The organism is Stenotrophomonas sp. Marseille-Q4652, assembly GCF_916618915.1.
Classification (GTDB): Bacteria; Pseudomonadota; Gammaproteobacteria; order Xanthomonadales; family Xanthomonadaceae; genus Stenotrophomonas.
Genome location: NZ_CAKAKE010000001.1, coordinates 1,898,263 through 1,922,820, shown reverse-complemented (window position 1 = coordinate 1,922,820; position 24,558 = coordinate 1,898,263). Strand labels below are relative to the sequence as shown.

At 69.3% G+C, this 24,558-nt stretch carries 26 protein-coding genes and 1 pseudogene; 9 read left to right on the top strand and 18 right to left on the bottom strand.

Features of this window, described 5'->3' with window-relative positions; genetic code table 11:
* The first annotated feature begins 13 nt into the window (after positions 1 to 13).
* Positions 14 to 1,222, top strand: a complete 1,209-nt coding sequence (gene ubiH, locus LG380_RS09165; protein ID WP_225764722.1) for a 2-octaprenyl-6-methoxyphenyl hydroxylase — start codon at positions 14 to 16, stop codon at positions 1,220 to 1,222.
* On the top strand, positions 1,219 to 2,397 hold the full coding sequence (locus LG380_RS09160; protein ID WP_225764721.1) for a UbiH/UbiF family hydroxylase: 1,179 nt from the start codon (positions 1,219 to 1,221) through the stop codon (positions 2,395 to 2,397). The genes ubiH and LG380_RS09160 overlap by 4 nt, the downstream gene beginning before the upstream one ends.
* Before the next feature lie 15 nt (positions 2,398 to 2,412).
* Here the strand turns inward: LG380_RS09160 and LG380_RS09155 are convergent, their stop codons facing one another.
* The 6 genes and pseudogenes from LG380_RS09155 to LG380_RS09130 form a co-directional block, all read right to left on the bottom strand.
* Positions 2,413 to 2,787, bottom strand: coding sequence for an EF-hand domain-containing protein (locus LG380_RS09155; protein ID WP_225766541.1), 375 nt, complete (start codon positions 2,785 to 2,787; stop codon positions 2,413 to 2,415).
* Between the two features lie 76 nt (positions 2,788 to 2,863).
* A pseudogene (locus LG380_RS09150) lies at positions 2,864 to 3,067 on the bottom strand (EF-hand domain-containing protein); the annotation flags it as partial.
* 214 nt (positions 3,068 to 3,281) lie between these two features.
* Entirely contained in the window at positions 3,282 to 4,004 is a 723-nt protein-coding gene (locus LG380_RS09145; RefSeq protein ID WP_225764720.1) for a hypothetical protein, read from the bottom strand.
* A 119-nt stretch (positions 4,005 to 4,123) separates the two neighbouring features.
* Positions 4,124 to 5,173, bottom strand: a complete 1,050-nt coding sequence (gene rlmM, locus LG380_RS09140) for a 23S rRNA (cytidine(2498)-2'-O)-methyltransferase RlmM (RefSeq protein ID WP_225764719.1) — start codon at positions 5,171 to 5,173, stop codon at positions 4,124 to 4,126.
* Between the two features lie 33 nt (positions 5,174 to 5,206).
* Entirely contained in the window at positions 5,207 to 5,770 is a 564-nt protein-coding gene (locus LG380_RS09135) for a nucleoside deaminase (RefSeq protein ID WP_225764718.1), read from the bottom strand.
* Between the two features lie 113 nt (positions 5,771 to 5,883).
* Positions 5,884 to 7,635 carry a glutamine--tRNA ligase/YqeY domain fusion protein gene (locus LG380_RS09130; protein ID WP_225764717.1) on the bottom strand — a complete coding sequence of 584 codons (1,752 nt, stop codon included), beginning with the start codon at positions 7,633 to 7,635 and terminating at the stop codon, positions 5,884 to 5,886.
* Positions 7,636 to 7,789: 154 nt separating this feature from the next.
* Between LG380_RS09130 and LG380_RS09125 the strand changes: the two genes are divergently transcribed.
* From LG380_RS09125 to LG380_RS09115, 3 genes are read left to right on the top strand one after another with little or no spacing between them, the layout of a single operon-like run.
* The gene (locus LG380_RS09125; protein WP_225764716.1) at positions 7,790 to 8,062 is read left to right on the top strand and encodes a DUF2007 domain-containing protein; all 273 of its coding nucleotides are present in this window, start codon (positions 7,790 to 7,792) and stop codon (positions 8,060 to 8,062) included.
* A gap of 10 nt (positions 8,063 to 8,072) precedes the next feature.
* Entirely contained in the window at positions 8,073 to 8,744 is a 672-nt protein-coding gene (gene msrA / locus LG380_RS09120) for a peptide-methionine (S)-S-oxide reductase MsrA (RefSeq protein ID WP_225764713.1), read from the top strand.
* Entirely contained in the window at positions 8,744 to 9,241 is a 498-nt protein-coding gene (locus LG380_RS09115) for an NAD(P)H-dependent oxidoreductase (RefSeq protein WP_225764711.1), read from the top strand. The genes msrA and LG380_RS09115 overlap by 1 nt, the downstream gene beginning before the upstream one ends.
* A gap of 71 nt (positions 9,242 to 9,312) precedes the next feature.
* Here LG380_RS09115 and LG380_RS09110 read toward each other — a convergent pair whose 3' ends face one another.
* The 5 genes from LG380_RS09110 to ahpC form a co-directional block, all read right to left on the bottom strand.
* Positions 9,313 to 10,284 (bottom strand): transaldolase, encoded by a 972-nt coding sequence (locus LG380_RS09110; protein WP_225764709.1) that lies wholly within the window; start codon positions 10,282 to 10,284, stop codon positions 9,313 to 9,315.
* A gap of 36 nt (positions 10,285 to 10,320) precedes the next feature.
* Complete coding sequence (gene rnk / locus LG380_RS09105) at positions 10,321 to 10,746, bottom strand: nucleoside diphosphate kinase regulator (protein ID WP_225764707.1); 426 nt, start codon at positions 10,744 to 10,746, stop codon at positions 10,321 to 10,323.
* Between the two features lie 131 nt (positions 10,747 to 10,877).
* On the bottom strand, positions 10,878 to 11,831 hold the full coding sequence (gene oxyR, locus LG380_RS09100; RefSeq protein ID WP_225764705.1) for a DNA-binding transcriptional regulator OxyR: 954 nt from the start codon (positions 11,829 to 11,831) through the stop codon (positions 10,878 to 10,880).
* A 76-nt stretch (positions 11,832 to 11,907) separates the two neighbouring features.
* Positions 11,908 to 13,500 carry an alkyl hydroperoxide reductase subunit F gene (gene ahpF / locus LG380_RS09095; protein WP_225764704.1) on the bottom strand — a complete coding sequence of 531 codons (1,593 nt, stop codon included), beginning with the start codon at positions 13,498 to 13,500 and terminating at the stop codon, positions 11,908 to 11,910.
* A 175-nt stretch (positions 13,501 to 13,675) separates the two neighbouring features.
* Entirely contained in the window at positions 13,676 to 14,239 is a 564-nt protein-coding gene (gene ahpC, locus LG380_RS09090; RefSeq protein WP_225764703.1) for an alkyl hydroperoxide reductase subunit C, read from the bottom strand.
* 293 nt (positions 14,240 to 14,532) lie between these two features.
* Between ahpC and prmC the strand changes: the two genes are divergently transcribed.
* Together prmC and pip are read left to right on the top strand one after the other, a co-directional pair.
* A complete protein-coding gene (gene prmC, locus LG380_RS09085) occupies positions 14,533 to 15,369 on the top strand; it encodes a peptide chain release factor N(5)-glutamine methyltransferase (RefSeq protein WP_225764702.1) in 837 nt (278 codons plus the stop codon).
* Between the two features lie 67 nt (positions 15,370 to 15,436).
* On the top strand, positions 15,437 to 16,378 hold the full coding sequence (pip, locus tag LG380_RS09080; protein WP_225764701.1) for a prolyl aminopeptidase: 942 nt from the start codon (positions 15,437 to 15,439) through the stop codon (positions 16,376 to 16,378).
* 61 nt (positions 16,379 to 16,439) lie between these two features.
* On the opposite strand, the gene LG380_RS09075 is transcribed toward pip, so the two are convergent.
* From LG380_RS09075 to LG380_RS09060, 4 genes are read right to left on the bottom strand one after another with little or no spacing between them, the layout of a single operon-like run.
* Positions 16,440 to 17,234 carry an N-formylglutamate amidohydrolase gene (locus tag LG380_RS09075; RefSeq protein WP_225764700.1) on the bottom strand — a complete coding sequence of 265 codons (795 nt, stop codon included), beginning with the start codon at positions 17,232 to 17,234 and terminating at the stop codon, positions 16,440 to 16,442.
* Complete coding sequence (locus tag LG380_RS09070) at positions 17,215 to 17,766, bottom strand: NUDIX hydrolase (RefSeq protein ID WP_225764699.1); 552 nt, start codon at positions 17,764 to 17,766, stop codon at positions 17,215 to 17,217. The genes LG380_RS09075 and LG380_RS09070 overlap by 20 nt, the downstream gene beginning before the upstream one ends.
* Positions 17,763 to 18,710, bottom strand: a complete 948-nt coding sequence (locus LG380_RS09065; RefSeq protein WP_225764698.1) for a 5'-3' exonuclease H3TH domain-containing protein — start codon at positions 18,708 to 18,710, stop codon at positions 17,763 to 17,765. Before LG380_RS09065 ends, LG380_RS09070 begins: the two co-directional genes overlap by 4 nt.
* Positions 18,710 to 19,285 (bottom strand): nitroreductase, encoded by a 576-nt coding sequence (locus LG380_RS09060; protein ID WP_225766539.1) that lies wholly within the window; start codon positions 19,283 to 19,285, stop codon positions 18,710 to 18,712. The genes LG380_RS09065 and LG380_RS09060 overlap by 1 nt, the downstream gene beginning before the upstream one ends.
* Before the next feature lie 290 nt (positions 19,286 to 19,575).
* Here LG380_RS09060 and LG380_RS09055 point away from each other — a divergent pair, with 290 nt between their 5' ends.
* Entirely contained in the window at positions 19,576 to 21,870 is a 2,295-nt protein-coding gene (locus LG380_RS09055) for a DUF1631 domain-containing protein (RefSeq protein ID WP_225764697.1), read from the top strand.
* 127 nt (positions 21,871 to 21,997) lie between these two features.
* The gene (locus tag LG380_RS09050; protein ID WP_225764695.1) at positions 21,998 to 23,086 is read left to right on the top strand and encodes an NAD(P) transhydrogenase subunit alpha; all 1,089 of its coding nucleotides are present in this window, start codon (positions 21,998 to 22,000) and stop codon (positions 23,084 to 23,086) included.
* 35 nt (positions 23,087 to 23,121) lie between these two features.
* Here the strand turns inward: LG380_RS09050 and LG380_RS09045 are convergent, their stop codons facing one another.
* Genes LG380_RS09045 through LG380_RS09035 form a run of 3 tightly spaced genes read right to left on the bottom strand, consistent with a single transcriptional unit; the run spans position 23,122 to position 24,442 of the window.
* The gene (locus tag LG380_RS09045; RefSeq protein WP_225764694.1) at positions 23,122 to 23,535 is read right to left on the bottom strand and encodes a DUF3106 domain-containing protein; all 414 of its coding nucleotides are present in this window, start codon (positions 23,533 to 23,535) and stop codon (positions 23,122 to 23,124) included.
* A gap of 5 nt (positions 23,536 to 23,540) precedes the next feature.
* Entirely contained in the window at positions 23,541 to 23,888 is a 348-nt protein-coding gene (locus tag LG380_RS09040; RefSeq protein WP_225764693.1) for a hypothetical protein, read from the bottom strand.
* Positions 23,885 to 24,442: an RNA polymerase sigma factor gene (locus LG380_RS09035; RefSeq protein ID WP_225764692.1), complete on the bottom strand. Its 558-nt coding sequence runs from the start codon at positions 24,440 to 24,442 to the stop codon at positions 23,885 to 23,887. The genes LG380_RS09040 and LG380_RS09035 overlap by 4 nt, the downstream gene beginning before the upstream one ends.
* Positions 24,443 to 24,558: the final 116 nt, after the last annotated feature.

Below are 24,558 nucleotides of genomic sequence, written 5' to 3'. Positions count from 1 at the left end.
TTATCATGCGCGGATGAGCGAATTTCATGACGTGGTGATCGTGGGCGGCGGCCTGGTCGGTGCCAGCCTGGCGATCGCGCTGGACCGGATGGGCGTGGACGTGGCCTTGGTGGAAGCGACCCCGGCCGGGGGCCTGCCGCCGGTGTTCGACCAGCGCAACCTCAGTTTTGCCGCCGCCACCGTCAACGCCCTGCAGGCGCTGGGGGTGATGGCAAGGCTGCGTGCGCCGACCGGACCGATCCTCCGCATCCATGTCAGCCGTGCCGGTGATTTCGGCCGGGTGAAGCTGGACGCGGCCGACTACGGCCGCGCGGCCTTCGGCCAGGTGGTGGTGGCGCGCGATTTCGGCGAGGCATTGGAAGCCAGCCTGTCGGCGCTGCAGCGCCTGACCCGCTACCGGCCGGCCCGTTTCGTGCGGCTGGGCGGGGTGGCCGACGGCCGCCGCGCCGTGGTGGTGGCCGATGCCGACGGCACGCGCAGCCTGCAGGCGAAGCTGGTGGTCGGCGCCGACGGCACCGCCAGCATGGTGCGCGAAGCGCTGGGCATCGCGGTGGACCGCCACGATTTCCAGCAGACCCTGCTGGTGGCGCGGCTGCGCACCTCGCAGGCGCCGGACGGCACCGCCTACGAGCGTTTCACCGACAGCGGCCCGACCGCGCTGCTGCCACGCGGCGACCGCCATTACGGCGTGGTCCATGGCGTGCCGCGCGATGAGGCCGATGCCGTGCTCGCGCTGGATGACGCCGGCTGGCTGGGCCGACTGCAGCAGGCCATCGGCTGGCGCGCCGGCCGCGTGCTGGAAAGCGGGCCGCGCAGCGCCTATCCGATCGTGCAGGTGCTGGCGCAGTTGCTGGTCGGGCAGCGCACGGTGCTGCTGGGCAATGCCGCGCAGACCATCCATCCGCTGGGGGCCCAGGGCTTCAACCTGGGCCTGCGCGATGCGCTGACCCTGGCCGAACTGGCGGGCGAAAGTGCCGATCCGGGGGCTGATGATCTGCTGCGGAACTACGTTGCCCGCCGCGAGGAGGATCGCCATCGGACCGTGGCCTTCTCCAGCGGCCTGGCCAACCTCACCGGCAATCCCGCGCCGCTGCTGCGGCCGCTGCGCAGCGCCGGCCTGATGGCCGCCGCGCAGGCCGCACCGCTGCAGTCGTGGCTGGTTGGCGGGGCGATGGGCTTCCGCGGCGACGTACCGGAACTGTGCCGGGAGGCCAACGGATGAATCGTCGCAAGCGACTGGATGCGGTGGTGGTGGGTGGCGGCGTGGTCGGCACCACGTGTGCGCTGGCCCTGGCCGATGCCGGTCTGCAGGTGGCCCTGGTCGAAGGCCGGGCGCCGGCCCTGTGGTCGGTGCAGCAGCCGGACCTGCGCGTGTACGCCTTTGCCGCCGACAACGCGGCCCTGCTCGATTCGCTGGGTGCGTGGAGCGCGGTGCGTGGCAGCCGCGCCCTGCCCTACCGGCGCATGCGGGTATGGGACGCCGCCGGTGGCGGGGAGCTGGCGTTCGATGCCGATGCGCTGGGCCGCCCGCAACTGGGCTGGATCGTGGAGAACAACCTGCTGGTCGATCGCCTGTGGGCGGCACTGCCGGCAGCCGGCGTGGAGGTGCATTGCCCGGCACGGGTCGAGGCGCTGGAACAGGATGCCGACGGCGTGCGGCTGCGGCTGGATGATGGGCGCAGGCTTGAAGCCGGCATCGCCATCGCCGCCGACGGCGCCGAGTCCACCCTGCGCCAGCTGGCCGGGATGGAGGTTTGCCGCCATGACTACGGCCAGCGCGGCGTGGTCGCCTATGTCGACAGCGAACTACCCAACGAGAGCACGGCCTGGCAGCGCTTCCTGGCAACCGGGCCGCTGGCGGTGCTGCCGGTCGAGCGCCATCGCAGCTCGATTGTCTGGACCCTGCCCGACGCCGAGGCCGAACGGGTGCTGGCGCTGGACGAGGAGGCATTCGCGCGGGAGCTGACCAATGCCTTCGCCGGCCGGCTGGGGGCGATGCGGCTGGCCTCGGCGCGCGCGGCCTTCCCGCTGCGCCGGCAACTGGCCCGCGAGTACGTCGCCGGCCGCGTGCTGGTGCTCGGCGATGCCGCCCACGTGGTGCATCCTCTGGCCGGGCAGGGCGTGAACCTGGGGCTGCGCGATGTCGCCGCACTGCGCCAAATGGTGCACGATGCCGGCAAGCGCCGGCAGGATTGGGCCTCGCCCCATCGCCTGCAGCGCTGGGCGCGCAGCCGCCGCAGCGAGAACACCGTGGCGGCGTACGGCTTCGAGGCGATCAACAGGCTGTTCTCCACCGACGAGATGCACCTGACCCTGGCCCGCGGCCCGGCGCTGGGCACGGTCGGCCGGATGCCACCGCTGCTGTCGATGTTCTGGAAGCGCGCCTCCGGCCTGTGACCGCGGGCCCCTGCCTCAGTCCCGCAGCCAGCCGGCCAGTTGCTCGCGTGCGAGCTTGCCGCGGCGCGCGGTATCGAGCGCGTTGAATTCGTCGGCGAGGGCCGGGTTGGCCTGTGCTTCCTCGCGGCTGATGAAACCGTCGCCATCGACGTCCATCTGCCCGAAGTCGATGCGGTAATTGCCGACCACGCTGTCAGGCTGGATGCTGCGCACGGTCACCGGCGCCTCGCCCTCGGGCACGCGGACGCGGGCCTGGTGGGTGACCTCGCCGGTGGCCAGCGGCTGGGCGCGGACATTGACCGGCACTTCGGTCAACGGCGCAGTGAGCGCGGAATCGCGCGGGGCCTTGGACTGGGCCACTGCCGCCAAGGGCAGCAGGCCGGCGATCAGCAGCAGGGCGGGGCGGATGGCATGGGTCACGGGGCACCTCGGGTCTGTGGTCGTACTGCCAGCCCCGCCGCGCGGCTTACTCGTGCAACCAACCCTTGAGCTGCTCGCGGTCCAGGCGGCCGCTGCGTTGGGTATCTAGCGCATCGAATTCGCGGTCCAGGGTGGGATTGGCGCGGGCCTCCTCACGGCTGATGTAGCGGTCCTGGTCGCGGTCGAGGCTGGGGAAGTCGATATGGTAATGGCCGCGGACCGAATCCGGCGTCGAGGAGGTGACGATGACCGGCTCGATCCGGTCGACCATCACGACCCGACCGGTTTCCTGGGCCAGGGCAGGGAGGCTGGTGGTCAGCATCACCAGCGTCGAGAGCGAAAGACTCATGGCAAATGCCCGATGGCGCGGCGGGATGCCGCGTGGCCATCCTCGGGCGCGGTGGGTTAGGCGGTGTTCAAACCTCCGTGCAGGGGGCGCGAACGTTGCTGGCGGTTCAACTGCGTCAGCCGGGAATGAACGGGAACACCAGCTTCAATAGACCCTTGAGCCCACCCTCGGCGGTCGACGCCACCGCCTTCGCGCCGAGGCTGTTGAGGGCACGCCGGACCTCGTCCCAACGCAGATGGGTGACGTCCTTCTTCAGCAGGTCGGCCACTTCCTCGGCAGTGGGCGCCAGCTTCTTCAGCGCCTGGAGGGTCCTTTCCGGATCCGGCTGCAGGTAACCCCAGCGCTCGGCGATGTTGACCAGGGTGTCAAAGCGCACCGCCACCACGTCGCGGTTGCGCTCGTAAACCGGGATCGCGCCGACCTCGAGGATGGCCTGTTCGAACTGCTGGGCATCGTCCGGGTGTTCGATGCGGATGGCCAGGAAGCCTTCCTTGCGACTGCGCTCGCTGACGTGCTTTGCCCCGGCGCCAAGGTTGGCCTCGGTCAGCACGCTGGCAACGATGCGCTGCAACGCCGCCTCGCCTTCCTCTGGCACCAGTGCCCGCCAGCGCGCGTAGCCGTCGCGGCGCAGGCCCTTCACCTTGGCCGGGGTCACCCGCAACTGCAGGGCCACGGTGGCGTTGGAATCGCTGCGGGAAATCGCCCCGTCGCGCTCGAGCAGCACGAAGATCAAAAGCTCCAGGTCGCGTTTGGTCAGTGACTGGAACCCCTGGAGCAGGGTCAGTCGCAGGAACTCCTCGCCAAAGCTGGCGGGGTCCTTGAGTTGGATGGTCTGCATCTTGCCTCCCTGATGGACGGACAGCGTGCGACCGCAGTGTCGCATTGGCTGCGAAGCCCCGCGCGGCAAGGTGAACGCGTTGGGGAAGCCCCGGCCGCGGTGGGCCGGGGAGGCAGGGCTCAGCGCTGGCGCGGCGTGGCCAGGACCGTGATTTCCTCGCGGTCGTGGTAGAGCTGCTTGGCGCGGATATCCAGCGGTTTGCCGGCCTGTTCGGCGAACAGGTCCAGGCACAGCGCGGTCTCGTCCCAGCGCTTCTTCATCGGCAGCTTGAGGTTGAAGATGGTGTGGCGGCACCAGCCTTCGCGGATCCAGGTGGCCATGCGCTCGGCGACCCGGCGCGGTTGCTCGACCATGTCGCAGACCATCCAGTCCAGCGGCTGCTCGGGCTTCCAGTGGAAGCCGTCGGCGCGCAGGTGTTCGACCAGGCCGGTGTCCAGCACGTGCTGGCGTAGCGGGCCATTGTCGACGCTGGTGACGTGCAGGTGCTGGCGGGTCAGTACCCAGGTCCAGCCGCCGGGCGCAGCGCCCAGGTCGGCCGCGCGCATGCCCGGCATGACCAGGGCCTGCCGCTCTTCCGGCGTCATCAGGGTCAGCAGCGCCTCGTCCAGCTTCAGCGCCGAGCGCGAGGGCGCCTCGGGCAGCAGCTTCAGGCGCGGGATGCCCAGCGCCCACGGCGCGCTGTCGCGGGTATCGGCCACCGCCACGAAGGCGTGGGTGCCGGCAATGAACACCACGTGCAGCCGCGGATAGCGCTCGTTGGGCTTGTCGGTGAGCAGGCCGGCCTTGCGCAGCGCCGGGCGCAGTGCATTGCCGAAGCTGCGGGCCAGCCCGGCCAGCGGCTTGCCCGCGTCCGAGTCGGGATGCTCGACCCAGACGTCGCCGAAGCGGGCCTGGCCATCCAGCGCGGCAATGATCGGGGTGATCCGGTCGGCGTGATCGAGCTGAGGCAGCTCGGCCAGTATCCGCAGCTTCTGCCGGGCGAAGATCAGCCCGCGCCAGGGCAGGGCACGGTCCAGTGCCTCGGCCTGGTCGCAGGCGAAGACGACGTAGCCGTCGTTGCGCTGGGTGCGGGCATAGCCGTAGAAGCCGGCCGTACCGGCGCGGGCGGTCAGTTCACCGGCCAGTTCCGGCTCGAAGCCCTGGCGGCACAGGCACAGCAGGCCGCTCATGCGCGCACCGCGCGACGGACCGGGGTGGCGAGATCAATAACGGTCGCCACCGGCTTCCCCGTACTGGCGCAGCACCGCGCGCGCGTCGTCGCGCAGCACGTCACGCACCACCTCGATGCCGCGCTTGCCCAGCTCGCCGACCCAGTCGGCCGGCAGCGGGCCTTCGTCGAATTCGGTCAGTTCCATCACGTCCTCGGCGCGGGCGCCAATCAGCAGGCGGTCGATGCCCGCCCAGACGGTGGCACCGTAGCACTGGCAGCATGGCTGCGAGGACGTGGCCAGGGTGACCGGCCCGTCCAGCACGTCGTTGATCCGCGGGCTCTGCAGCTTCTGCTGGGCCAACATGTAGGCCATGTTCTCGGCGTGGGCCAGCGAGGTGGCCTGGGGCACCACGCGGTTCACGCCGGCGGCGATCACGCGGTCGTTGGCATCGAACAGCACCGCTCCGAACGGGCCGCCGCTGGCGTGCTCCACGTTGTGCCGCGACAGTGCGATGGCCAGCGCGACCTTGGCCTCGTCGCCGGGGTAGGTGGCCGACAGGTCCACGAGGTCGTGGACCCAAACCGGCAGGGTGATATGGACCTGGGCTTGCAGCATGGGAACTCCTTTCTCGTACGGCCCGACAACAGCCGGACGTGGAAACGGACCGGCACGGGCCGGTCCGTCCTGGTTGGGTGCGCCCCGGCCGTGGCGCGGGGCAGCGTCGGGCCTTATCGGGCCCAGGTATCGCGCAGGGTGACCGAGCGGTTGAACACCGGCCTGTCGGCGCGGTGGTCGCGGCGGTCGGCGACGAAGTAGCCGGTGCGCTCGAACTGGAACGAGGTCTCCGGCGAGGCCTCGGCCGCGGCCGGCTCGACATAGCCGATGACGACCTTGCGCGATTCCGGATTCAGGTAGTCGCGGTAGGTCTTGCCCTCGGATTCGTCGTCCGGGTTCTCGACCGAGAACAGGCGGTCGTACAGGCGGATCTCGGCCGGCACCGCGTGCGCGGCGCTGACCCAGTGGATGGTGCCCTTGACCTTGCGGTTGGCGCCTTCCATGCCCGGGCGCGATTCCGGATCCAGCCAGCCGCGCAGCTCGACCACGTTGCCGGCCTCGTCCTTGATGACCTCGTCGACGCGGGCGATGCCGGCGCCGCGCAGGCGGATCTCACCGCCCGGCACCAGGCGCTTCCAGCCCTTGGGCGGGACTTCGGCGAAGTCCTCGCGCTCGATCCACAGCTCGCGGCCGAACGGCACCTGGCGGCTGCCGAAGGACTCATCCTTGGGGTGGTTGGCGAAGGTCAGCGACTCTTCGTGGCCTTCGGGCAGGTTGGTCAGCACCAGCTTCAGTGGCTCGATCACGGCCATGCGGCGCGCGGCGGCACTGTCCAGGTCCTCGCGCAGCGCGCCCTCGAGTACCGAGAAGTCGATCATCGAGTTCTGCTTGGAAATGCCCACGCGCTCGGCGAACAGGCGCATCGCACCGGCGGTGTAGCCGCGACGGCGCAGGCCCTGCAGGGTCGGCATGCGCGGGTCGTCCCAGCCATCGACCAGCTTCTCGGTGACCAGCGCCATCAGCTTGCGCTTGCTCATCACCGTGTAATTGATGTTCAGGCGCGAGAACTCGATCTGGCGCGGCTTGCCGGCCTCGCGCGGCAGGCCCTTGTCGACCAGCGGCTGGGTCAGCGCGTCGTCATGGGCGAAGTCGACGTTGTCCACGCACCAGTCATACAGCGGGCGGTGGTCCTCGAACTCGAGCGTGCACAGCGAGTGGGTGATGCCCTCGAGCGAATCACCCAGCGCGTGGGCGAAGTCGTACATCGGATAGATCGGCCACGCGTTGCCGGTGTTCTGGTGCTCGACGTGCTTGATCCGGTAGATCGCCGGGTCGCGCAGGTTGATGTTGCCGCTGGCCATGTCGATCCTGGCGCGCAGGGTGCGGCTGCCATCGGGGAACTCGCCGGCGCGCATGCGCGCGAACAGGTCCAGGTTCTCCTCGACGCTGCGGTTGCGGTACGGCGACTCGCGGCCCGGCTCGGTCAGCGAGCCGCGGTAGGCGCGCACTTCCTCGGCCGACAGGTCACAGACATAGGCCTTGCCCTCGCGGATCAGCTTCTGCGCGGCCAGGTAATAGGCCTCGAAGTAATCCGAGGCGTGGCGCAGCTCGTTCCACTCAAAGCCCAGCCAGCGCACGTCATCCTGGATCGCGGCGACGTATTCGGGATCTTCCCTGGCCGGGTTGGTGTCGTCGAAGCGCAGGTTGCACACGCCGTTGAACTCGCCGGCGATGCCGAAGTTCAGGCAGATCGACTTGGCATGGCCGATATGCAGGTAGCCATTGGGCTCGGGCGGGAAACGGGTCTTGATCGCGGTGTGCTTGCCGCTGGCCAGGTCCTCGCGGACGATCTGTCGGATGAAGTCACGCTTCTCCGGCGCGGTTTCCGGCGCAGCATCGGCGGCGGGGGCAGTGGTTTCGGACATGGCGGGGGGATGTCGGCAGGCAAACCACAAGTTTAGCCGAGCCGGCGCGGCCCTGCCGGTGGCCACGGCGCCGCTGGCAGGCGGCCGGACATGCTCACGCCGGTGCCCGCCTGCGCGGGCATGATGGGACCCCGCCGATCGCCCCGGAGCCCCCATGCAGCTGGTCTACCAGGCCGACAACCTGTTCGATGCCCATATGGTCAAGCACGCGCTGGAGGATGCCGGCATCCCGGCCTTCGTGCTGGGTGAATCACTGCTCGGTGGCATGGGCGAGCTGCCCTTGTTCGGCGTGCTGCGGGTCTGCGTGCCTGATTCGGCGGGGGAGCAGGCGCAGGCGGTCATCGCGGCGCTGGTCCCGGCCGACTTGGCCGGTGACGACGCCGACCCCATCTGGGAGGAAGGAACGTCCGGCATCCTGCCGGCCTGAGGAGACAGCCATGTTGGGAATCGGAAGCGGACTGCTGGGCATCGGCGCGTTCAAGCAGCGACTGCCGCGCCCGGAGGAGGCACTGCCCGGACGTTACACGCCACTGCCGCTGCACAACGTGCATTACGTCAACGGCCAGCCGCTGCGCGCGGAATTTGCCGGTCTGGAAGTGCTGGACGTGGGCATGGGCTGTTTCTGGGGCGCCGAGCGCAAGTTCTGGCAACTGCCGGGCGTGGTCAGCACCGCGGTCGGCTACCAGGGCGGGGTCACCCCCAATCCCACCTACGAGGAAGTGTGCTCGGGCCTGACCGGGCATGCCGAGGTGGTGCGCGTGGTGTTCGATCCGGGCAAGGTCAGCCGCGAGCAGGTGCTGCGCACGTTCTGGGAGAACCACGACCCGACCCAGGGCATGCGCCAGGGCAATGACACCGGCACCCAGTACCGCTCGGTGATCCACTGCCACGACCAGGCCCAGCATGAGGCGGCAATCGCCAGCCGCGCGCTGTACCAGCAGCAGCTGCATGCCGCCGGCCATGGCGACATCACCACCGAGGTTGTGTTCCCGGCCGCGCCGTTCTACTACGCCGAGGACCCCCACCAGCAGTACCTGGCGAAGAATCCCAACGGTTACTGCGGCATCGGCGGCACCGGCGTGAGCTGCCCGATCGGCCTCATCGCCTGATGGCGGAGCCGCTCCTGCTGGTGGTCTGGCACAGCCAGACCGGCGGCACCGCCGCGCTGGTCCGCGCGCTGGTGGCGGGTGCGCAGGCCGAAGGCGGCGTGCGCGTGCGTGGACTGCCGGCCGCGCAGGCCTGCGCCAGCGACGTGCTGGCCGCCGATGGCGTGGTGTTCGCCACGCCGGAGTGCCTGGCCGCGATCAGCGGCCAGCTCAAGGATTTCTTCGACCGCAGCTATTACCCGCTGCTGGGACGCTGCGAGGGCAAGCCTTGCGCGCTGGTGGTGTGCGCCGGCTCCGATGGGCAGCCCAGCATCGCCCAGTTGCGGCGGATCGCCACCGGCCTGCGTCTGCGCGAAGTGGCCGAGCCACTGCTGGTCTGCACCCATGCGCAGGGTCCGGAGGCGATCCAGGCGGCAAAGCATCCGCCGGAAGAGGCGCTCGAACAGGCCCGGGAACTGGGCCGTACCCTCGCGGCCGGGCTGGCGCTGGGCATCTGGTGATGCGCGCCGGATAGGAACAGGCAGGAAGGAAAACAGCGGCGCAGCGCCGGCAGGCGCCACGCCGCGCTGGCTCAGGCGGCCAGTTCGCCGGCGATGCGGGCGCGCAGCGCGTCCAGGTCCTTGGCGAAGGCCTCGATACCGGTAGCCAGCTTCTCGGTAGCCATCGCGTCGGCGGCCAGATCGGCGGCAAAGCGCGCGCTGTCCACCGGCACATGCTGGCCGGCAGCCTGGACGGTCGCCGGATGCAGCTTGCGGGTCAGCTCGCCGTGGTCGGCGTCCAGCTTTTCCAGCAGGTCCGGCGAGATCGTCAGCCGGTCGCAACCGGCAAGCGCCTCGATCTGCGCGGTGGAGCGGAACGAGGCGCCCATCACCACGGTCGCCAGGCCGCGCTGCTTGAAGGTGTCGTAGACGCCGCGCACGAACTGCACGCCCGGGTCCTCGTCGATGCTGGCCGGAACCTGGCCCTTGGCCACGTGCCAGTCCAGGATGCGGCCGACGAACGGCGAGATCAGGAACGCCCCGGCCTCGGCGCAGGCCAGCGCCTGGGTCGGGTTGAAGATCAGCGTCAGGTTGCAGTCGATGCCTTCGGCCTGCAGCACGCGCGCGGCCTCCACGCCGGCCCAGGTGGCGGCAATCTTGATCAGCACCTTCCCGCGCGGCACCCCGGCTTCGGCGTACATGGCGATGAACTGCCGTGCCTTTTCCACGGTGGCGGCGGTGTCATGGGCCAGGTCGGCGTCGACCTCGGTGGAGACACGACCCGGCACCAGTTCCGACAGCAGCGCGCCCACGCCCACGGTCAGGCGGTCGGCGACGGCATTGACCACGGTCTCGCGGGGGCCGGCCTGGGTGCGGCCCCAGGCCAGTTCGCGGGCGATAAGGTCCTCGTAGACCGGCAGGTCCAGCGCCTTCTTCACCAGGGTCGGATTGGTGGTGCAGTCCACCGGGCGCAGTCGCTTGATCGCCTCGTAGTCGCCGGTATCGGCCACGACGACCGAAAGGTCACGCAACCGGGAAAGCTTGGAGGGCGGGGTCTGGCTCATTGGCACTTCCTGTAGGTTCGTCGCCGGCGCACGCGCTCAGCGGTGGAGGTCGCCCGCGGACTCGGGCTGGTAATGGACGGCGGTCACGCGCAGGCGCAATTTGCGGCCTCCGGGCGCGACCCAGTCAATGGACTGGCCAACCGACAGGCCGAGCAGGGCGCTGCCGACCGGGGCCAGTACCGACACCCGGCCCTTGTCCACGTCCGCCTCGTGCGGATAGACCAGGGTCAGGATGTGCTTCTCATTCTGCAGCTCGTCCTCGCATTCAACCTGCGAATGCATGGTGACGATGCCGTCGGGAATCTCTTCGGGCGCAAGGATCGTAGCCCGGTTCAGTTCTTCGCCCAGCGCGATCGCGGCCGGGTGCCGGCTCAGCGCGGGGGATTCAAGCATGGCCTCGAGGCGGGCCAGGTCACGGCTGGACACGGTGATTGACGGGGGAAGACCACTGTTGGTCGGCATTGCAGGAACTCCTTGGTGTTGAAAAAAAAGAAACAGCAAAAAGGCGGCACCGCGTGGGTACCGCCCCTTGGCTATTGTGCTGGCAATGCGGGCCGGATGCGACCCGGGGGCCGGGGGTTCCCGGCAAGCCTTCAGGAGGCGCGCCGCAGCGGTGTCTGGTCGCGGGCCGGGCGCTCGGCCGGCAGGGCGAACAGTTCCTGCGGCAGCGACTGGAACAGCTGCGCCAGTTGCTCCAGGAAGCTGCCCATGGCCGAGCTGCGGCGCCAGACCATGCCGATGCGGCGGCTGGGGCGGACCGGGCCGGTAAAGCCAAGCAGGTGGATGTTCTCCGACTGCGCCACCGGCGGCTGCACCGCCAGCATCGGCATCAGGGTGATGCCGACATTGGCCGCGACCATCTGCCGCAGCGTCTCCAGGCTGGTGGCCTGGAACTCGGGCTTCTCCTGGGCGCCGGCCATGTGGCAGACATCCAGCGCCTGGTCGCGCAGGCAGTGGCCGTCCTGCAGCAGCAGCAGGCGGTGCTGGGACAGCTCGTCCAGGTCCAGGCCCGGGCGCGCGGCCAGCGGGTGGCTGTCGGGGACCGCCACCACGAAGGGCTCCTCGAACAGGAACTCGGCGTGCAGCTGGTCATCGGCCACTGGCAGGGCGAGCAGGGCGGCGTCCAGGCGGCCATTGCGCAGCTGCTCCAGCAGCAGGTCGCTCTTTTCCTCGACCAGCAGCAGCTCCAGCTGCGGGAAACGCTCGCGGATGCTCGGGATCACGTGCGGCAGCAGGTACGGGCCCAGCGTGGGGAAGATGCCCAGGCGCACGGTGCCGGCCTCCGGGTCGCGGCTGCGGCGTGCCGCCTCCTTCATCTGCTCGACCTCGGCGACGATGCCGCGCGCACGTGCGGCGGCCTCGCGACCGGCCGGGGTCAGCATGACCTTGCGCGGGGCGCGCTCGACCAGCGGTACGCCCAGTTCATCCTCCAGCTTGCGGATCTGGGTGGACAGGGTGGGCTGGCTGACGAAGCAGGCGGCCGCGGCGCGGCCGAAATGCTTGTGCTCGGCCAGCGCCACCAGGTATTTGAGGTCACGCAGGTTCATGGTGGATTCCGTGGAAGGCGACCACCGCCCGGATCATCGCAGACGCCCCGTGAGGGGCGCCTGCGACAGGGGCAGGTCAGGAGGCTTCGGCCACCGCGGCCGCCGGCGCCGGGGTCGAGGTGCGGATGAGGTGGTCGAATGCGCTGAGCGAGGCGGTGGCGCCGGCACCCATGGCGATGATGATCTGCTTGTACGGCACCGTGGTGCAGTCACCGGCGGCGAACACGCCCGGCACGTTGGTCTGGCCGCGGTCGTCGATGACGATCTCGCCGCGGTTGCTCAGCTCGACCGTGCCCTTGAGCCATTCGGTGTTCGGCAGCAGGCCGATCTGGACGAAGATGCCTTCCAGCTCGACGCGGTGCGAATCGCCGCCGACGCGGTCGGTGTAGACCAGGCCGGTCACCTTCTGGCCGTCACCCAGCACCTCGGTGGTCAGCGCGCTGGTGATGATGGTGACGTTGGACAGGCTGCGCAGCTTGTCCTGCAACACCTGGTCGGCACGCAGCTTGGAGTCGAACTCGAACAGGGTGACGTGGGCGACGATGCCGGCCAGGTCGATCGCGGCCTCGACGCCGGAGTTGCCGCCGCCGATCACCGCCACGCGCTTGCCCTTGAACAGCGGGCCATCGCAGTGCGGGCAGTAGGCCACGCCCTTGTTGCGGTACTGGTCCTCGCCCGGCACGTTCATCTGCCGCCAGCGTGCACCGGTGGACAGGATCACGGTCCTGGACTTCAGTGAACCGCCATTCTCCAGCTTGACCTCGACCAGGCCATCGGCGCCGGCCGGGACCAGTTCGGTGGCGCGCTGCAGATTCATGATGTCCACGTCGTACTGTTTGACGTGCTCTTCCAGCGCCGAGGCCAGCTTCGGGCCTTCGGTTTCCTTGACCGAGATGAAGTTCTCGATCGCCATGGTGTCCAGCACCTGGCCACCAAAGCGCTCGGCGGCCACGCCGGTGCGGATGCCCTTGCGGGCGGCGTAGATCGCCGCGGCCGAACCGGCCGGGCCACCGCCCACCACCAGCACGTCGAAGGCGTCCTTGGCCGAGAGGCGGGCGGCATCGCGCTTGGCCGCGCCGGTGTCCAGCCTGGCCACGATCTGCTCCACGCTCATGCGGCCCGAGTCGAACATCTCGCCGCCGCGGAACACCATCGGCACCGCCATGACCTGGCGCTGCTCGACTTCGGCCTGGAACGCGCCGCCTTCGATCACGGTGGTGCGGATGTTCGGGTTGAGGATCGCCATCAGCGACAGCGCCTGCACCACGTCCGGGCAGTTGTGGCAGGTCAGCGACATGTAGACGTCGAAGTCGTGCTCGCCCTCGATCGCCTTGATGCTGTCGATCACGTCCTGCTCGACCTTCGGCGGGTGGCCGCCGGTCCACAGCAGGGCCAGCACCAGGGAGGTGAACTCGTGGCCCAGCGGCAGGCCGGCAAAGCGCACGCCGGTGGACTCGCCTTCGCGGGCGATCACGAACGACGGGCGGCGCGCATCGCTGCCGCTGGTGTCCAGCGAAATCCTGCCGTTGCCGGCGGCGACGATGTCATCCAGCAACCCGCGCATTTCCTGCGAGGTGGCGCTGTCATCGAGCGAGGCGATCAGGCGCAGCGGCTGGCGCAGCAGACCCATGTACTGCTGGAGCTGGGACTTGAGGGTGTCATCGAGCACGGCAAGGTTCCTTGGTCGAGGCAAAGCGGGGGGGAGGGCGCGGCGATCAGGCTGCGCACCGGAAGACGTAGGGGGGAACCGCAGCGCGCTGGGCTGGCTGGCGTGTGGCGGGCGGGGCCAACACGCTGCGGTTCACCCCCACTCCGCCAAAGCGGAATGGGGATGGGGTGCGGCTTTAGATCTTGCCGACCAGGTCCAGCGACGGGGTCAGGGTGGCAGCGCCTTCCTTCCACTTGGCCGGGCACACCTGGTTCGGGTTGGCGGCGGTGAACTGGGCAGCCTTCAGCTTGCGCAGGGTTTCGGAGACGTCACGTGCGATCTCGTTGGAGTGCACTTCCATGGTCTTGATCACGCCTTCCGGGTTGATCACGAAGGTGCCGCGCAGGGCCAGGCCTTCTTCGTCGATATGGACGTTGAACGCCTTGGTCATCTGGTGGGTCGGGTCGCCGACCAGCGGGAACTTGGCCTTGCCCACGGCCTGCGAGGTCTCGTGCCACACCTTGTGCGAGAAGTGGGTATCGGTGGTGACGATGTAGACCTCGGCGCCGGCCTTCTGGAACTCGGCGTAGTTGTCAGCGGCGTCTTCGATCTCGGTCGGGCAGTTGAAGGTGAAGGCAGCCGGCATGAAGATCACAACCGACCACTTGCCCTTCATGGTCTCGTTGGAGACTTCGACGAACTGGCCATTGTGGAAGGCCTGGGTCTTGAACGGCTGGACCTGGGTGTTGATCAAGGACATCAGATTTCCTCTGTGTTGCAGGGTGGGTGGAGAACTTGGTGGCCAGATTAATAGGCTTTGCCTAATCAAACAAATGGATTGATTAGATCGTATCAATAGATATTGGCTATTGATCAGCCTGTTCAGCTGCCCCAACCCTCGATATCGGGCCGGATGGCCCCGTTCCAAGCCCCGGTAGCCGGTGGCGCCGATAGATGCGGTGATTCGTTACCACTCCACGGCGGGTCTGCTCCGGCGCGGCAAGGGCGGGCCCGGCGCGTATCCTTGCCGCCCCGTCCCTGCCGAGAACCCGCGTGCCCAGCGTCGCCGATCTGCTCCAGCAAGCTGCCCGCCAACTGCCCGGCGATGAGCCCCGCCACGAAGCCGGGCTGCTGCTGATGCATGCCCTGGGCAAGGACCGCGCCTGGCTGTTCGCCCATGACCGCGACGAGATCGAAGGCGAGGGCGTGGAGCGCTTCCACGACCTGGTCACCCAGCGTGCGGCGGGGCGCCCGCTGGCCTACCTGACCGGCCGCCGTGGCTTCTGGACCCTGGACCTGCAGGTCAGCGGCGACACCCTGATCCCGCGCCCGGAGACCGAGCTGCTGGTCGAACAGGCCTTGGCCCGGTTGCCCGATGGCGAACCCCTGCGGGTGGCCGACCTGGGCACCGGCAGCGGCGCGATCGCCCTGGCCATCGCCAGCGAGCGCCCGGCCACCAGCGTCATCGCCACCGACCTGCTCGGCCCGACCCTGGCCATGGCGGTGCGCAATGCCCGCGACCACGGCATCGAGAACGTCTGGTTCCGCCGCGGTAGCTGGTACACCGCGCTGGGCAGGGAGCGCTTCGACATGATCGTCAGCAACCCACCCTACATCGCCGCCGCCGATCCGCACCTGGAGCAGGGCGATCTGCGTTTCGAACCGCCCGCAGCACTTTCCGCCGGTGCCGACGGGCTGGATGCGATCCGCGAGATCGTGGCCGGCGCCCCGGGCCATCTGGTTCCCGGCGGCTGGCTGCTGCTTGAACACGGCTGGGACCAGGGCCCGGCGATCCGCACGCTGCTGGAGCAGCGTGGCTTCGTCGAGGTCGCCACCGTGCAGGACCTGGAACAGCGCGACCGCGTGACATTAGGCAGGCTGCCGGGCTGAGGCGTCGGCGGGGGAGGGTTTTTTCGGCTGGGCTAGACTGTGGGCCTGTTCCGAAGCCTGTACCGCCATGCGCACCCTCCATCCCGAGATCACCCCCTACGACGTCGGCTCGCTGAAGGTCGATGACCGCCACACACTGTATTTCGAGCAGTGCGGCAATCCCGACGGCAAGCCGGTGGTGATGCTGCACGGCGGCCCGGGCGGCGGCTGCACCGACAAGATGCGCCGCTTCCACGACCCGGCCAAATACCGCATCGTGCTGTTCGACCAGCGCGGCTCGGGCCGCTCGACCCCGCACGCGGACCTGGTCGACAACACCACCTGGGACCTGGTCGCCGACATCGAGAAGCTGCGCGAACACCTGGGCATCGACCAGTGGCAGGTGTTCGGCGGGAGCTGGGGCTCGACCCTGGCCCTGGCCTACGCCGAAACCCACCCGCAACGGGTGACCGAGCTGGTGCTGCGCGGCATCTTCATGCTGCGCCGCTGGGAGCTGGAGTGGTTCTACCAGGAAGGGGCCAACCGCCTGTTCCCGGATGCCTGGGAGCACTACATCAAGGCGATCCCGCCGGTGGAGCGACACGACCTGATCTCGGCCTTCCACCGCCGTCTGACCAGCGAGGACGAAGCCACCCGCCTGGCCGCGGCCAGGGCGTGGAGCGTGTGGGAGGGCGCCACCAGCTATCTGCACGTGGACGAGGACTTCATCAACAGCCACGAAGACCCCCACTTCGCGCTGGCCTTCGCCCGCATCGAGAACCACTACTTCGTCAACGGCGGCTTCTTCGAGGTCGAGGACCAGCTGCTGCGCGACGCGCACAAAATCGCCGACATCCCCGGCGTGATTGTGCATGGCCGCTACGACGTGGTCTGCCCGCTGGCCAACGCCTGGGACCTGCACAAGGCCTGGCCGAAGGCGCAGCTGGTGATCAATCCGGCCAGTGGCCATTCGGCCTTCGAGGCCGAGAACGTACACGCGCTGGTCGAGGCAACCGACCGCTTCGCCTGATCACCTGCGACGCAAGGCATGAAGAAGGGCGGCCACTGGCCGCCCTTTCTGTTTCCGCCGCTCAATCGGTGAGCAGGCCCGGCAACAGCCGGGCCAAGCGTTGTGCCCACGCTTGCTGACCGGCGGTATCGGCAATCAGGTCCTGGCGGATTTCCAGTTCCACGTAGGGCAGTCCACGCGCCTCGGCGTGCACGTTGGCGCCGTAATCGCTGTCATCGCTGACCGAGTACGGCTGGTTGTCGCCGACCACCAGGTCGCCTTCGGCGCGCAGCGCGGCAAGCAGGCGGCGGGCCAGGCGGTCGTCGCGGTTGTACAGCACGCCGCAATGCCACGGCCGCGCCTGGCCATTCATCACCGGGGTGAAGCTGTGCATCAGCACCAGCACGGTGTCGCGGCCGGCGGCGGCGCGGGCCGCCAGTTCGGCGCTGATGCGGGCGTGGTAGGGCGCATGGATCGCCTCCACTCGCGCCTTGCGGGCCGCCTCTGAAATGCAAGCGTTGGCGGGAATCGCGGTGCCGTCGCTGAGCGCCGGAATCAGGGTCGGCGACGGCAGCGGGCGGTTGCAGTCGATCACCAGTCGCGAATAGACCTGTTCGATCATCCACGCATCCAGCAGCCCGGCCAGCGCCCTTGTGGTGCCGGAGATGCCGATGTCCCAGCCGATGTGGCGGTCCAGTTCGGCCCGGGCGATGCCCAGGCCCTGCAGCGCGGCCGGCACTGCCTGGCCGGCATGGTCGGCGATCAACACGAAGGGGGAGCCACCGTGTTCGCGGTGGACGACGAAGGGCGCCGGGTCGTCGCGGCCCAGCAGCGGGAGCACGGCAGAAAAGCCTGAATCAGCCACGCGGCGTGCCATCCAGTTCGTGTTCGATCATCCACAGCCCGGCCCAGAGCTTGGCGTCGAGCTGGTAGCCCTGGCCCATCTTTTCCACCAGCCAGGCCGCGGCACGCGTGCGCGGCACGTGGTGGACGAAGATGTCCTCGGTTTCATCGCCGCCGCCTTCGCCGACCTTGCTCAGGCCGCTGGCGCGGACGAAGGCGATCTTCTCGCTGCTGGCGCCGGCCGAGGTCGGGCCGATCATCAGCACCTCGGCGTGTTCGGCGGTCCAGCCGGTTTCCTCTTCCAGTTCGCGGATCGCCGAAGCCTCGATCGACTCACCGGCATGGATGTCGCCCACCAGCCCGGCCGGCATCTCGATGCACTTGGCCTGCAGCGGCACGCGGAACTGCTCGACGAACAGCACCTCGTCGGCCGGGGTCACCGCGATGATGATCGCGGCCAGGCCGCCGGCGTGGGTGCGCTCGGAGTATTCCCAGGTGCCGCGCACCACCATGCGCTGGTACTTGCCTTCGTAGACGACGCGGGGCGGGGCGTTGTTGGGATTCATGCGAATTCGTGGGCAGGTGGGGAGAGGGTTTCCAGGCCGGCCGCAGCGAACAGGCGGCGCCGGGTCAGTGGGCCGAAGCGCAGCGCCTCGCACAGGCCGCCGAGCATGTCGGCATCGGCCTGCACCCGGACGAACTGCGCGGCATCGGCCGGCAGCGGCGCATCCAGCGCGATCGTGGTCAGCTGCCGCCACAGAAGCGCATGTTCGCGCTGCTCGCGCAGGCGTATGGCCATGGCTGCGGCGCCGCGCAGCCGCAGGAACGGGACCTCGTCGATGCGCTCGAGCATCGCGTCGAGGCTGCCGAAGTGCGCCAGCAGCACGGCGGCGGACTTGGCGCCGATGCCGGTGACGCCGGGAATGTTGTCCACCGCATCGCCGCACAGCGCCAGGTAGTCGGCGATCTGGTGGGCGTGCACACCGTGGCGCGCCTTGACCCCGGACATGCCCCAGCGCTGGTTGCGCGCGTAGTCCCACTGCTCGTCGTGTTCGTACAGCAGCTGCGACAGGTCCTTGTCGGCGGAGATGATCACGCCGCGGAAGCCGGCATCGCGATGCGCATGCAGGGCGGTACCGATCAGGTCGTCGGCCTCGTATTCGTGGTGGGCCAGCACGCCCAGGCCCAGCGCGGCGCACAGCGCCTTGCAGTGGGCGAACTGGCGGCGCAGCTCGTCAGGCGCCGGCTCGCGGTTGCCCTTGTAGCCGGCGTAGATGCGATGGCGGAAGCAGCTGTCCAGCGCCTCGTCGAAGGCGATGGCGATGTGCCGCGGGCGCTCGCGCTCGAGCAGGTCGAGCAGGAAACGGGCAAACCCATGCACCGCGTTGGTCGGCCAGCCCTGCGCGTCGCGGAACTCGTCAGGCATCGAATGCCAGGCGCGGAACACGTACAGGCTGGCATCGACCAGGTAGAGCGGCGAGCGCGGCGCCGTGGCGGCCACGACATCCATCAGGGCGTCCAGTCCTGCAGCAGCGCGGCCGGGTCGGGGCGCGGCCGTTCGGGCACCTCGGTCTGCGCCGTGCCGATATGGATGAAGCCGACCACGCGCTCGTTCGCCGACAGGCCGAGATGGCGGGCGACCTCCTCGTCATAGGCCATCCATGCGGTCAGCCATTGCGCGCCGAAACCATGGGCCTGCGCGGCCTGCAGCAGCGCAAAGCACACGCAGCCGGCGGTGAGCAACTGTTCCTGCGCGGGCACCTTGTGCTGGGAATCCACTCGCGCGATGACGGCGATGACCAGCGGCGCATGCGAGAACCGCTGGCGGTCCTTGTCCAGCACCGCCTCACTGGCCTCCGGATTGCGGGCCTTCGAGCGTGCCGCGACGAACCGGCCAAGGGCGTACCGGGCCTCGCCCTGGATGCGCAGGAAGCGGAACGGGACCAGCTTGCCGTGGTCGGGCACGCGCACGGCCGAGGCGAGGATCTGCATCAACGTGGCATCGTCAGGGCCGGGCCCGGCGAGCTGGCGGGAGGGGACGGAGCGGCGCTGGTCGAGCGCCTGCAATGAATGGGCGAGGGCCATGGTGTCCTGGCGCGTGGAAACCACGGGATTATAGGCGTCGCCGGTCGCACCCATTTTCTGTGACGTCGCGCGGTCTTCACGAAGTCTTCTTCACTCGCTTCACATCATGTGCGCGCTTACGATACGGACATTGCCGGGGGGCCGGCGAGGAGGGCCAAAGTGCGGACCCCGTCACTGTCCCATTCAGCTTGGTTACCTACCATCACCAAGCGGAACAAGGGGAACCGCATCTGCGTCACACTCCGTTTCCCACCTAGTATCGGGCCCGCGAAGGCCGGGATTTTTTGCGCATGATGTCCAACCCCATTCCGACCGCCCACGGTGGCCGCGACCAGCGCTTGCTGGCACTCGCGCGCGAAGCCGCGTTGCCGGTGCTGGGGAAGACATTCGCCTCGGTGGTCGCGCGTTTTGACGACGTGCTGTTCGACCGTGCCGAAAGCGCGGGTTCCTCGCAATTGCTGTTCCTGGACGGCATGCGTGAACTGCGTCGCCGCCGCGAGGAAATCTCCACCCGTTTCCGCTCGCACCTGGCACTTGCCTGGGACGGGCTGGAGGCCGGCACCCTGGTCTCGGCCGAGAAGGCCCTGGCCGGCCAAGTCGAGGGCAGTGGCCTGAGCCTGGTGCCCGAGCACGTGCTCGAGTCGCGCCTGGCGGTGCGCAACCTCGCCACCGTGCTGCTGCGCGACTTCAAGGCCGTGCTCGCGCGCCTGGACCGCCGCCTGGGCTGGATCGCCGGTGGCCTGGAGCTGGACGCCGACAACAACCCGATCGGCCCCGAACACATCGGCGTGGCCATCCATGAGGCCTTCGCCACCAGCGACCTGGCGCCGGAAGTGCGCCTGGTGCTGATCAAGCTGTGCGAGCGTGACCTCGCCGCCAGCATCGGCAAGCTCTACGAGGACCTGGACGAGAAGCTCGCCCAGGAAGGCGTGATGCCGAACATCAGCCGCCCGCAGCGGCCGGCGCCGCGCCCGCGGCCGGCACCGGTTGCCGGGAACGAACCCGAGGCGGCCGAGGACAAGTACGAGGACCAGTACGCTCCGGCCTGGGCCCGCCGCTTCGTCGACCGCTGGGCCGAGAGCCGCGGTCGCATGCAGGGCATGGGGGGGCGCAGCGCCGAGCGCCAGTCCGGTCCGCCAGACCAGGCGGTGCTGCTCGATGCCCTGCACGAGCTGCTGGCCCAGACCCGCAGCGTGCGCGAGGACACCACGGCCGCGGCGACCACCGCCGTCGGCCAGCAGCGCCCGCTGACCCAGCGCGAGATGCTGTCGGTGCTGTCGCTGCTGCAGGCAACGCCAAGTGCCACGCTCAACGCCGCCATCGGCGAGAACGGCGAGTCGCTGGCCCAGCGGCTGAAGAGCGAAGTGCTTTCCAATGCCACCCAGCTGGGCGTCGAGCCCTCGACCGCGCGGTTGGATCCGCAGGACGAGGACGCGATCGACCTGGTCGGCATGCTGTTTGACGTCATGCTCGACGAGCGCGACCTGGAAGGCCGTTCGCGCGAGCTGATCGGCCGTCTGGTAGTGCCGTTCGTGAAGGTGGCGATGCTCGACCGCCGCATGTTCGTGCAGAAGACCCACCCGGCGCGCAAGCTGCTCAACTCGCTGGCCGAGGCCTGCGAGGGCAATACCGGCGAGAGCCCTGCCGAGCGCGTGCTGATGGGCAAGGTCGAGGAAATCATCGAGCGCCTGGTGGCCGAGTTCAACGAGAACCTGGCGATCTTCCTGACCCTGGAGGAGGAGTTCCGCGAATTCCTCGCCCAGCACCGTCGCCGCATCGAGATCGCCGAGCGCCGCGCCGCCGAAACCCAGCGCGGCCAGGAGAAGCTCGAGCTGGCCCGCAGCCGTGCCGGCACCGAGCTGGACAGCCGTACCGGCGAGCCGGGCTCCCTGCCCAAGGCGATCGAGGAATTCCTGCGCCAGCCGTGGACCCATCACCTGACCCTGACCCTGCTGCGCGAAGGCGATGAAGGGGCGGGCGTGCAGGAAGCGCTGCAGCTGGCCGATGGCGTGCTCGAGGAACTGTCCGAGGCGCGCCGCCACATTGTCGGCAAGCCATGGCTGCAGGCCTGGCAGCCAGCGCTTCGCAAGGTATTTGCCAGTGTCGGGCTGCACGGGGATGCCAGCACCAGCGCCATCGATGCGCTGCATGACACCCTGCAGTCCATCGCCGAAGCCCGGCCGGAGCTGGAACGCGACCTGCCCGAACTGCCGCAGGTGGTGTTGCCGTCGGCCCCGCCGGCCGAGACTCCCACGGTAGAGCTGTCCGGCGTCGCCGACACCGATGATTTCGACAATGCCGATGCCGACCGCTTCCGCGGCATGGCCATCGGGACCTGGCTGGATTTCGTCGACAAGGACGGCAAGGTCCAGGCCGGCAAGCTGTCGTGGATCAGCCCGATTTCCTCGCGCCTGCTGTTCGTCAACCGCCGTGGCGTGCGCTTCTGCGTGGCCTCGCCCGAGGAACTGGCGGTGATGGTGCGGCTGGGTCGCCTGCGTGCGCACGTCAACGACGGTGCCTTCGACAGCGCGATGCAGGGCGTGATCGACCGCCTCGACCCCCTGGCTTCGCCGACGGTCCACTGACCCCGGGGCGCCCCGTGCGCCTTGTCCCCTCCTTCGATATCCCCGGATAGCCACACGCGTCAGGCGACCTGCGTGTGGCGTGGGCGGCTGTTACGATCCGGGCATCCACTGATGCGCGGGGACGTACATGGCCGTGGAAGTGCTGGTGATCAAGGAAAGTGCGGCAGGCGAGCGGCGCGTGGCCGCTACCCCCGAGACCGCAAGGAAGCTGGCGGCACTGGGTGCCAACGTCTGGTTCGAACCGGGCGCTGGCGCCGCGGCAGGTTTCAGCGACCAGGCCTACCTCAAAGCCGGTGCCCATCCGGCCGCCGATGACCTGGCCGCCCGCGCGGACATCGTGCTGTGCGTGCAGTGCCCCCCACCGGCCAGGCTGCAGGCGTTGAAGCCGGGAGCGGCGGTGGTCGGCATGCTGTTTCCGGCGGCCGAGCCGGCGCGTGCCAGTGCCTTCCACGATGGCCAGCTGGCTGCCTTCCCGCTGGAACGGCTGCCACGCACCACGCGCGCGCAGGCGATGGACGTGCTCAGTTCGCAGGCCGGCATGGCCGGCTACAAGGCCACGCTGATCGCCGCGCAACTGGCGCCGCGTTTCTTCCCGATGCTGACCACGGCCGCCGGCACCATCCGTCCGAGCAAGGTGCTGGTGATCGGCGCCGGCGTTGCGGGCCTGCAGGCAATCGCCACGGCGCGGCGCCTGGGCGCGCAAGTGGAAGGCTTCGACGTGCGGCCGGAAACCCGCGAGCAGATCGAATCCCTGGGCGGACGCTTCCTTGACCTGGGCATGAGTGCGGCTGGCGAAGGCGGTTACGCGCGCCAGCTCACCGCCGCGGAACTGGCCGAGCAGCAGCGCCGGCTGGGCGAGCACCTGCGCGGGGTGGACGTGGTCATCAGCACCGCGGCCGTTCCCGGGCGCGCCGCCCCACGCGTCATCAGTGCGGCAATGGTGGAAGGAATGAAGCCCGGCGCCGTGATCGTCGACCTCGCCGCCGAAACCGGTGGCAACTGCGAACTGACCCGTCCCGGCGAGATCTTCGAGCATGACGGCGTGACTGTCGCCGGCCCGCTCAACCTGGCCAGCCAGGGCGCGGTGCACGCCAGCGAGATGTACGCACGCAACGTCTACAACTTCGTCGCGCTGTTCCTCAGGGACGGGACCATCGCCTACGACTGGGACGACGAGCTGCTGGCGCGCACGCGCTGGAGCGCCGAAGCCGGCTGATCCGGAAGATGTGGCCGGACGGGGTGCCCAGGGCATCAGCGCCCGGGTGCGGCGGTCCGGTGCTGCTCGACCCACTCGCGTCGTTGCTGCGCGGACATCTGCTTCCACCGGGCGCGCAACTCGTCGCGCTGCGCCGGCGTCATCGCGCGCATCTGCTGGAACAGCACGCGTGCCTGTTCGCGCTGCTGCGGCGACATCCGCTCGAAACGGTTCATGCCTTCGCGCGCCTGCCTGCGCTGGTCCGGGCTCAGCGCTTCCCAGCGTCGGGCGCGGTCGTACATGCGCTGGCGCTGTTCCGGGGAAGCCGCATTCCAGCGCTCTCGCACCGGCGCGAGCAGGTGCTGGCGTTGCTGTTCGGTGAGCTGCTCCCAGGCGGGCAGCGGCTCGGCGTGCGCGGCCAGCGGGAGGCCTGCGGCCAGCAGGAGAACCAGGATCCAGTGCGCTTTCATCATCGTCATTCCATCGCCAGGTAGCTGTCCGAGGCCAGCCACAGGTAGAGGTCGGGGTTCTCGTCGAGCAGGCCGGCATCCTCGCCCAGCGCCGTGGCCAGCAGGGCGGCTTCGTCCGGCACGGCCGGATAGTGCGGCTGCTTGAGGTAGTCCACGCCGAGGGCGACGGCCAGCACCCCCGAACAGGCGGTGGCCACCATCCATGCGCGGCCGCGACGGGCGGCAGGGGCGGTGGCCTGGTGCCGCGCGCTGCGCAGGCGGGCCAGGGTGGCGGGGGACACCGAGGCCAGCGCATCGGCATGCAGGCCGCGCATTGCCTGGTCGAACATCCCGGGATCTTGGTGGCGGTTCACGGGGAACTCTCCAGTTGTTGCTGCAGGGCGTCGCGCGCACGCGACAGGTGGGTCTTTACCGAGCCTTCCGAACAGCCCATCACCGTGGCGGTGATGGCCACGTCCAGCTCCTGCAGCACGCGCAGGGTGAAGGCTTCGCGCTGCCGTGCCGGCAGGGTGCGCAGGGCCTGTACCAGGCGGGCGTACTGCTGCTGCTGTTCCTGCTGTTCGGCCGGACCCGGCCCCTGGTCGGCCCAGTCGATGTCGTCCTGGTCGCCGGTGGTGGCCGGGGCCCAGAACCGCAGGCGGAAGTTGCTGCGGCGCTGCACGTCGATGATGCGACGGCGCAGGATGCTCCAGAACAGCGGCGTCCATTCTCCTGCCGGGCGGTCGGCATAGCCGAGCATGCGCTCCATCGTGTCCTGCACCGCGTCCAGCGCATCCTCGCGCTGTCGCAGTCCGGCTTCGGCGAAGCGGAACGCACGTGTCCCGATGCCGGCCAGGAAGGCCTCCAGCGACGCCGGGAGGTCGGGCGCAGCGGCGTCGGTCGGGGCAGGGGATGGGCTCACCAGCACAGCTTAGCGGTCTCGGTAGGGATGCCGTATCAAACGCCCCGGGGCCAAGAGCGTTGACCGGCGGGCTGCACAGGTTCAGCCGTGGTTATGATGCGGGCGGGGATCCCCGACGGAGA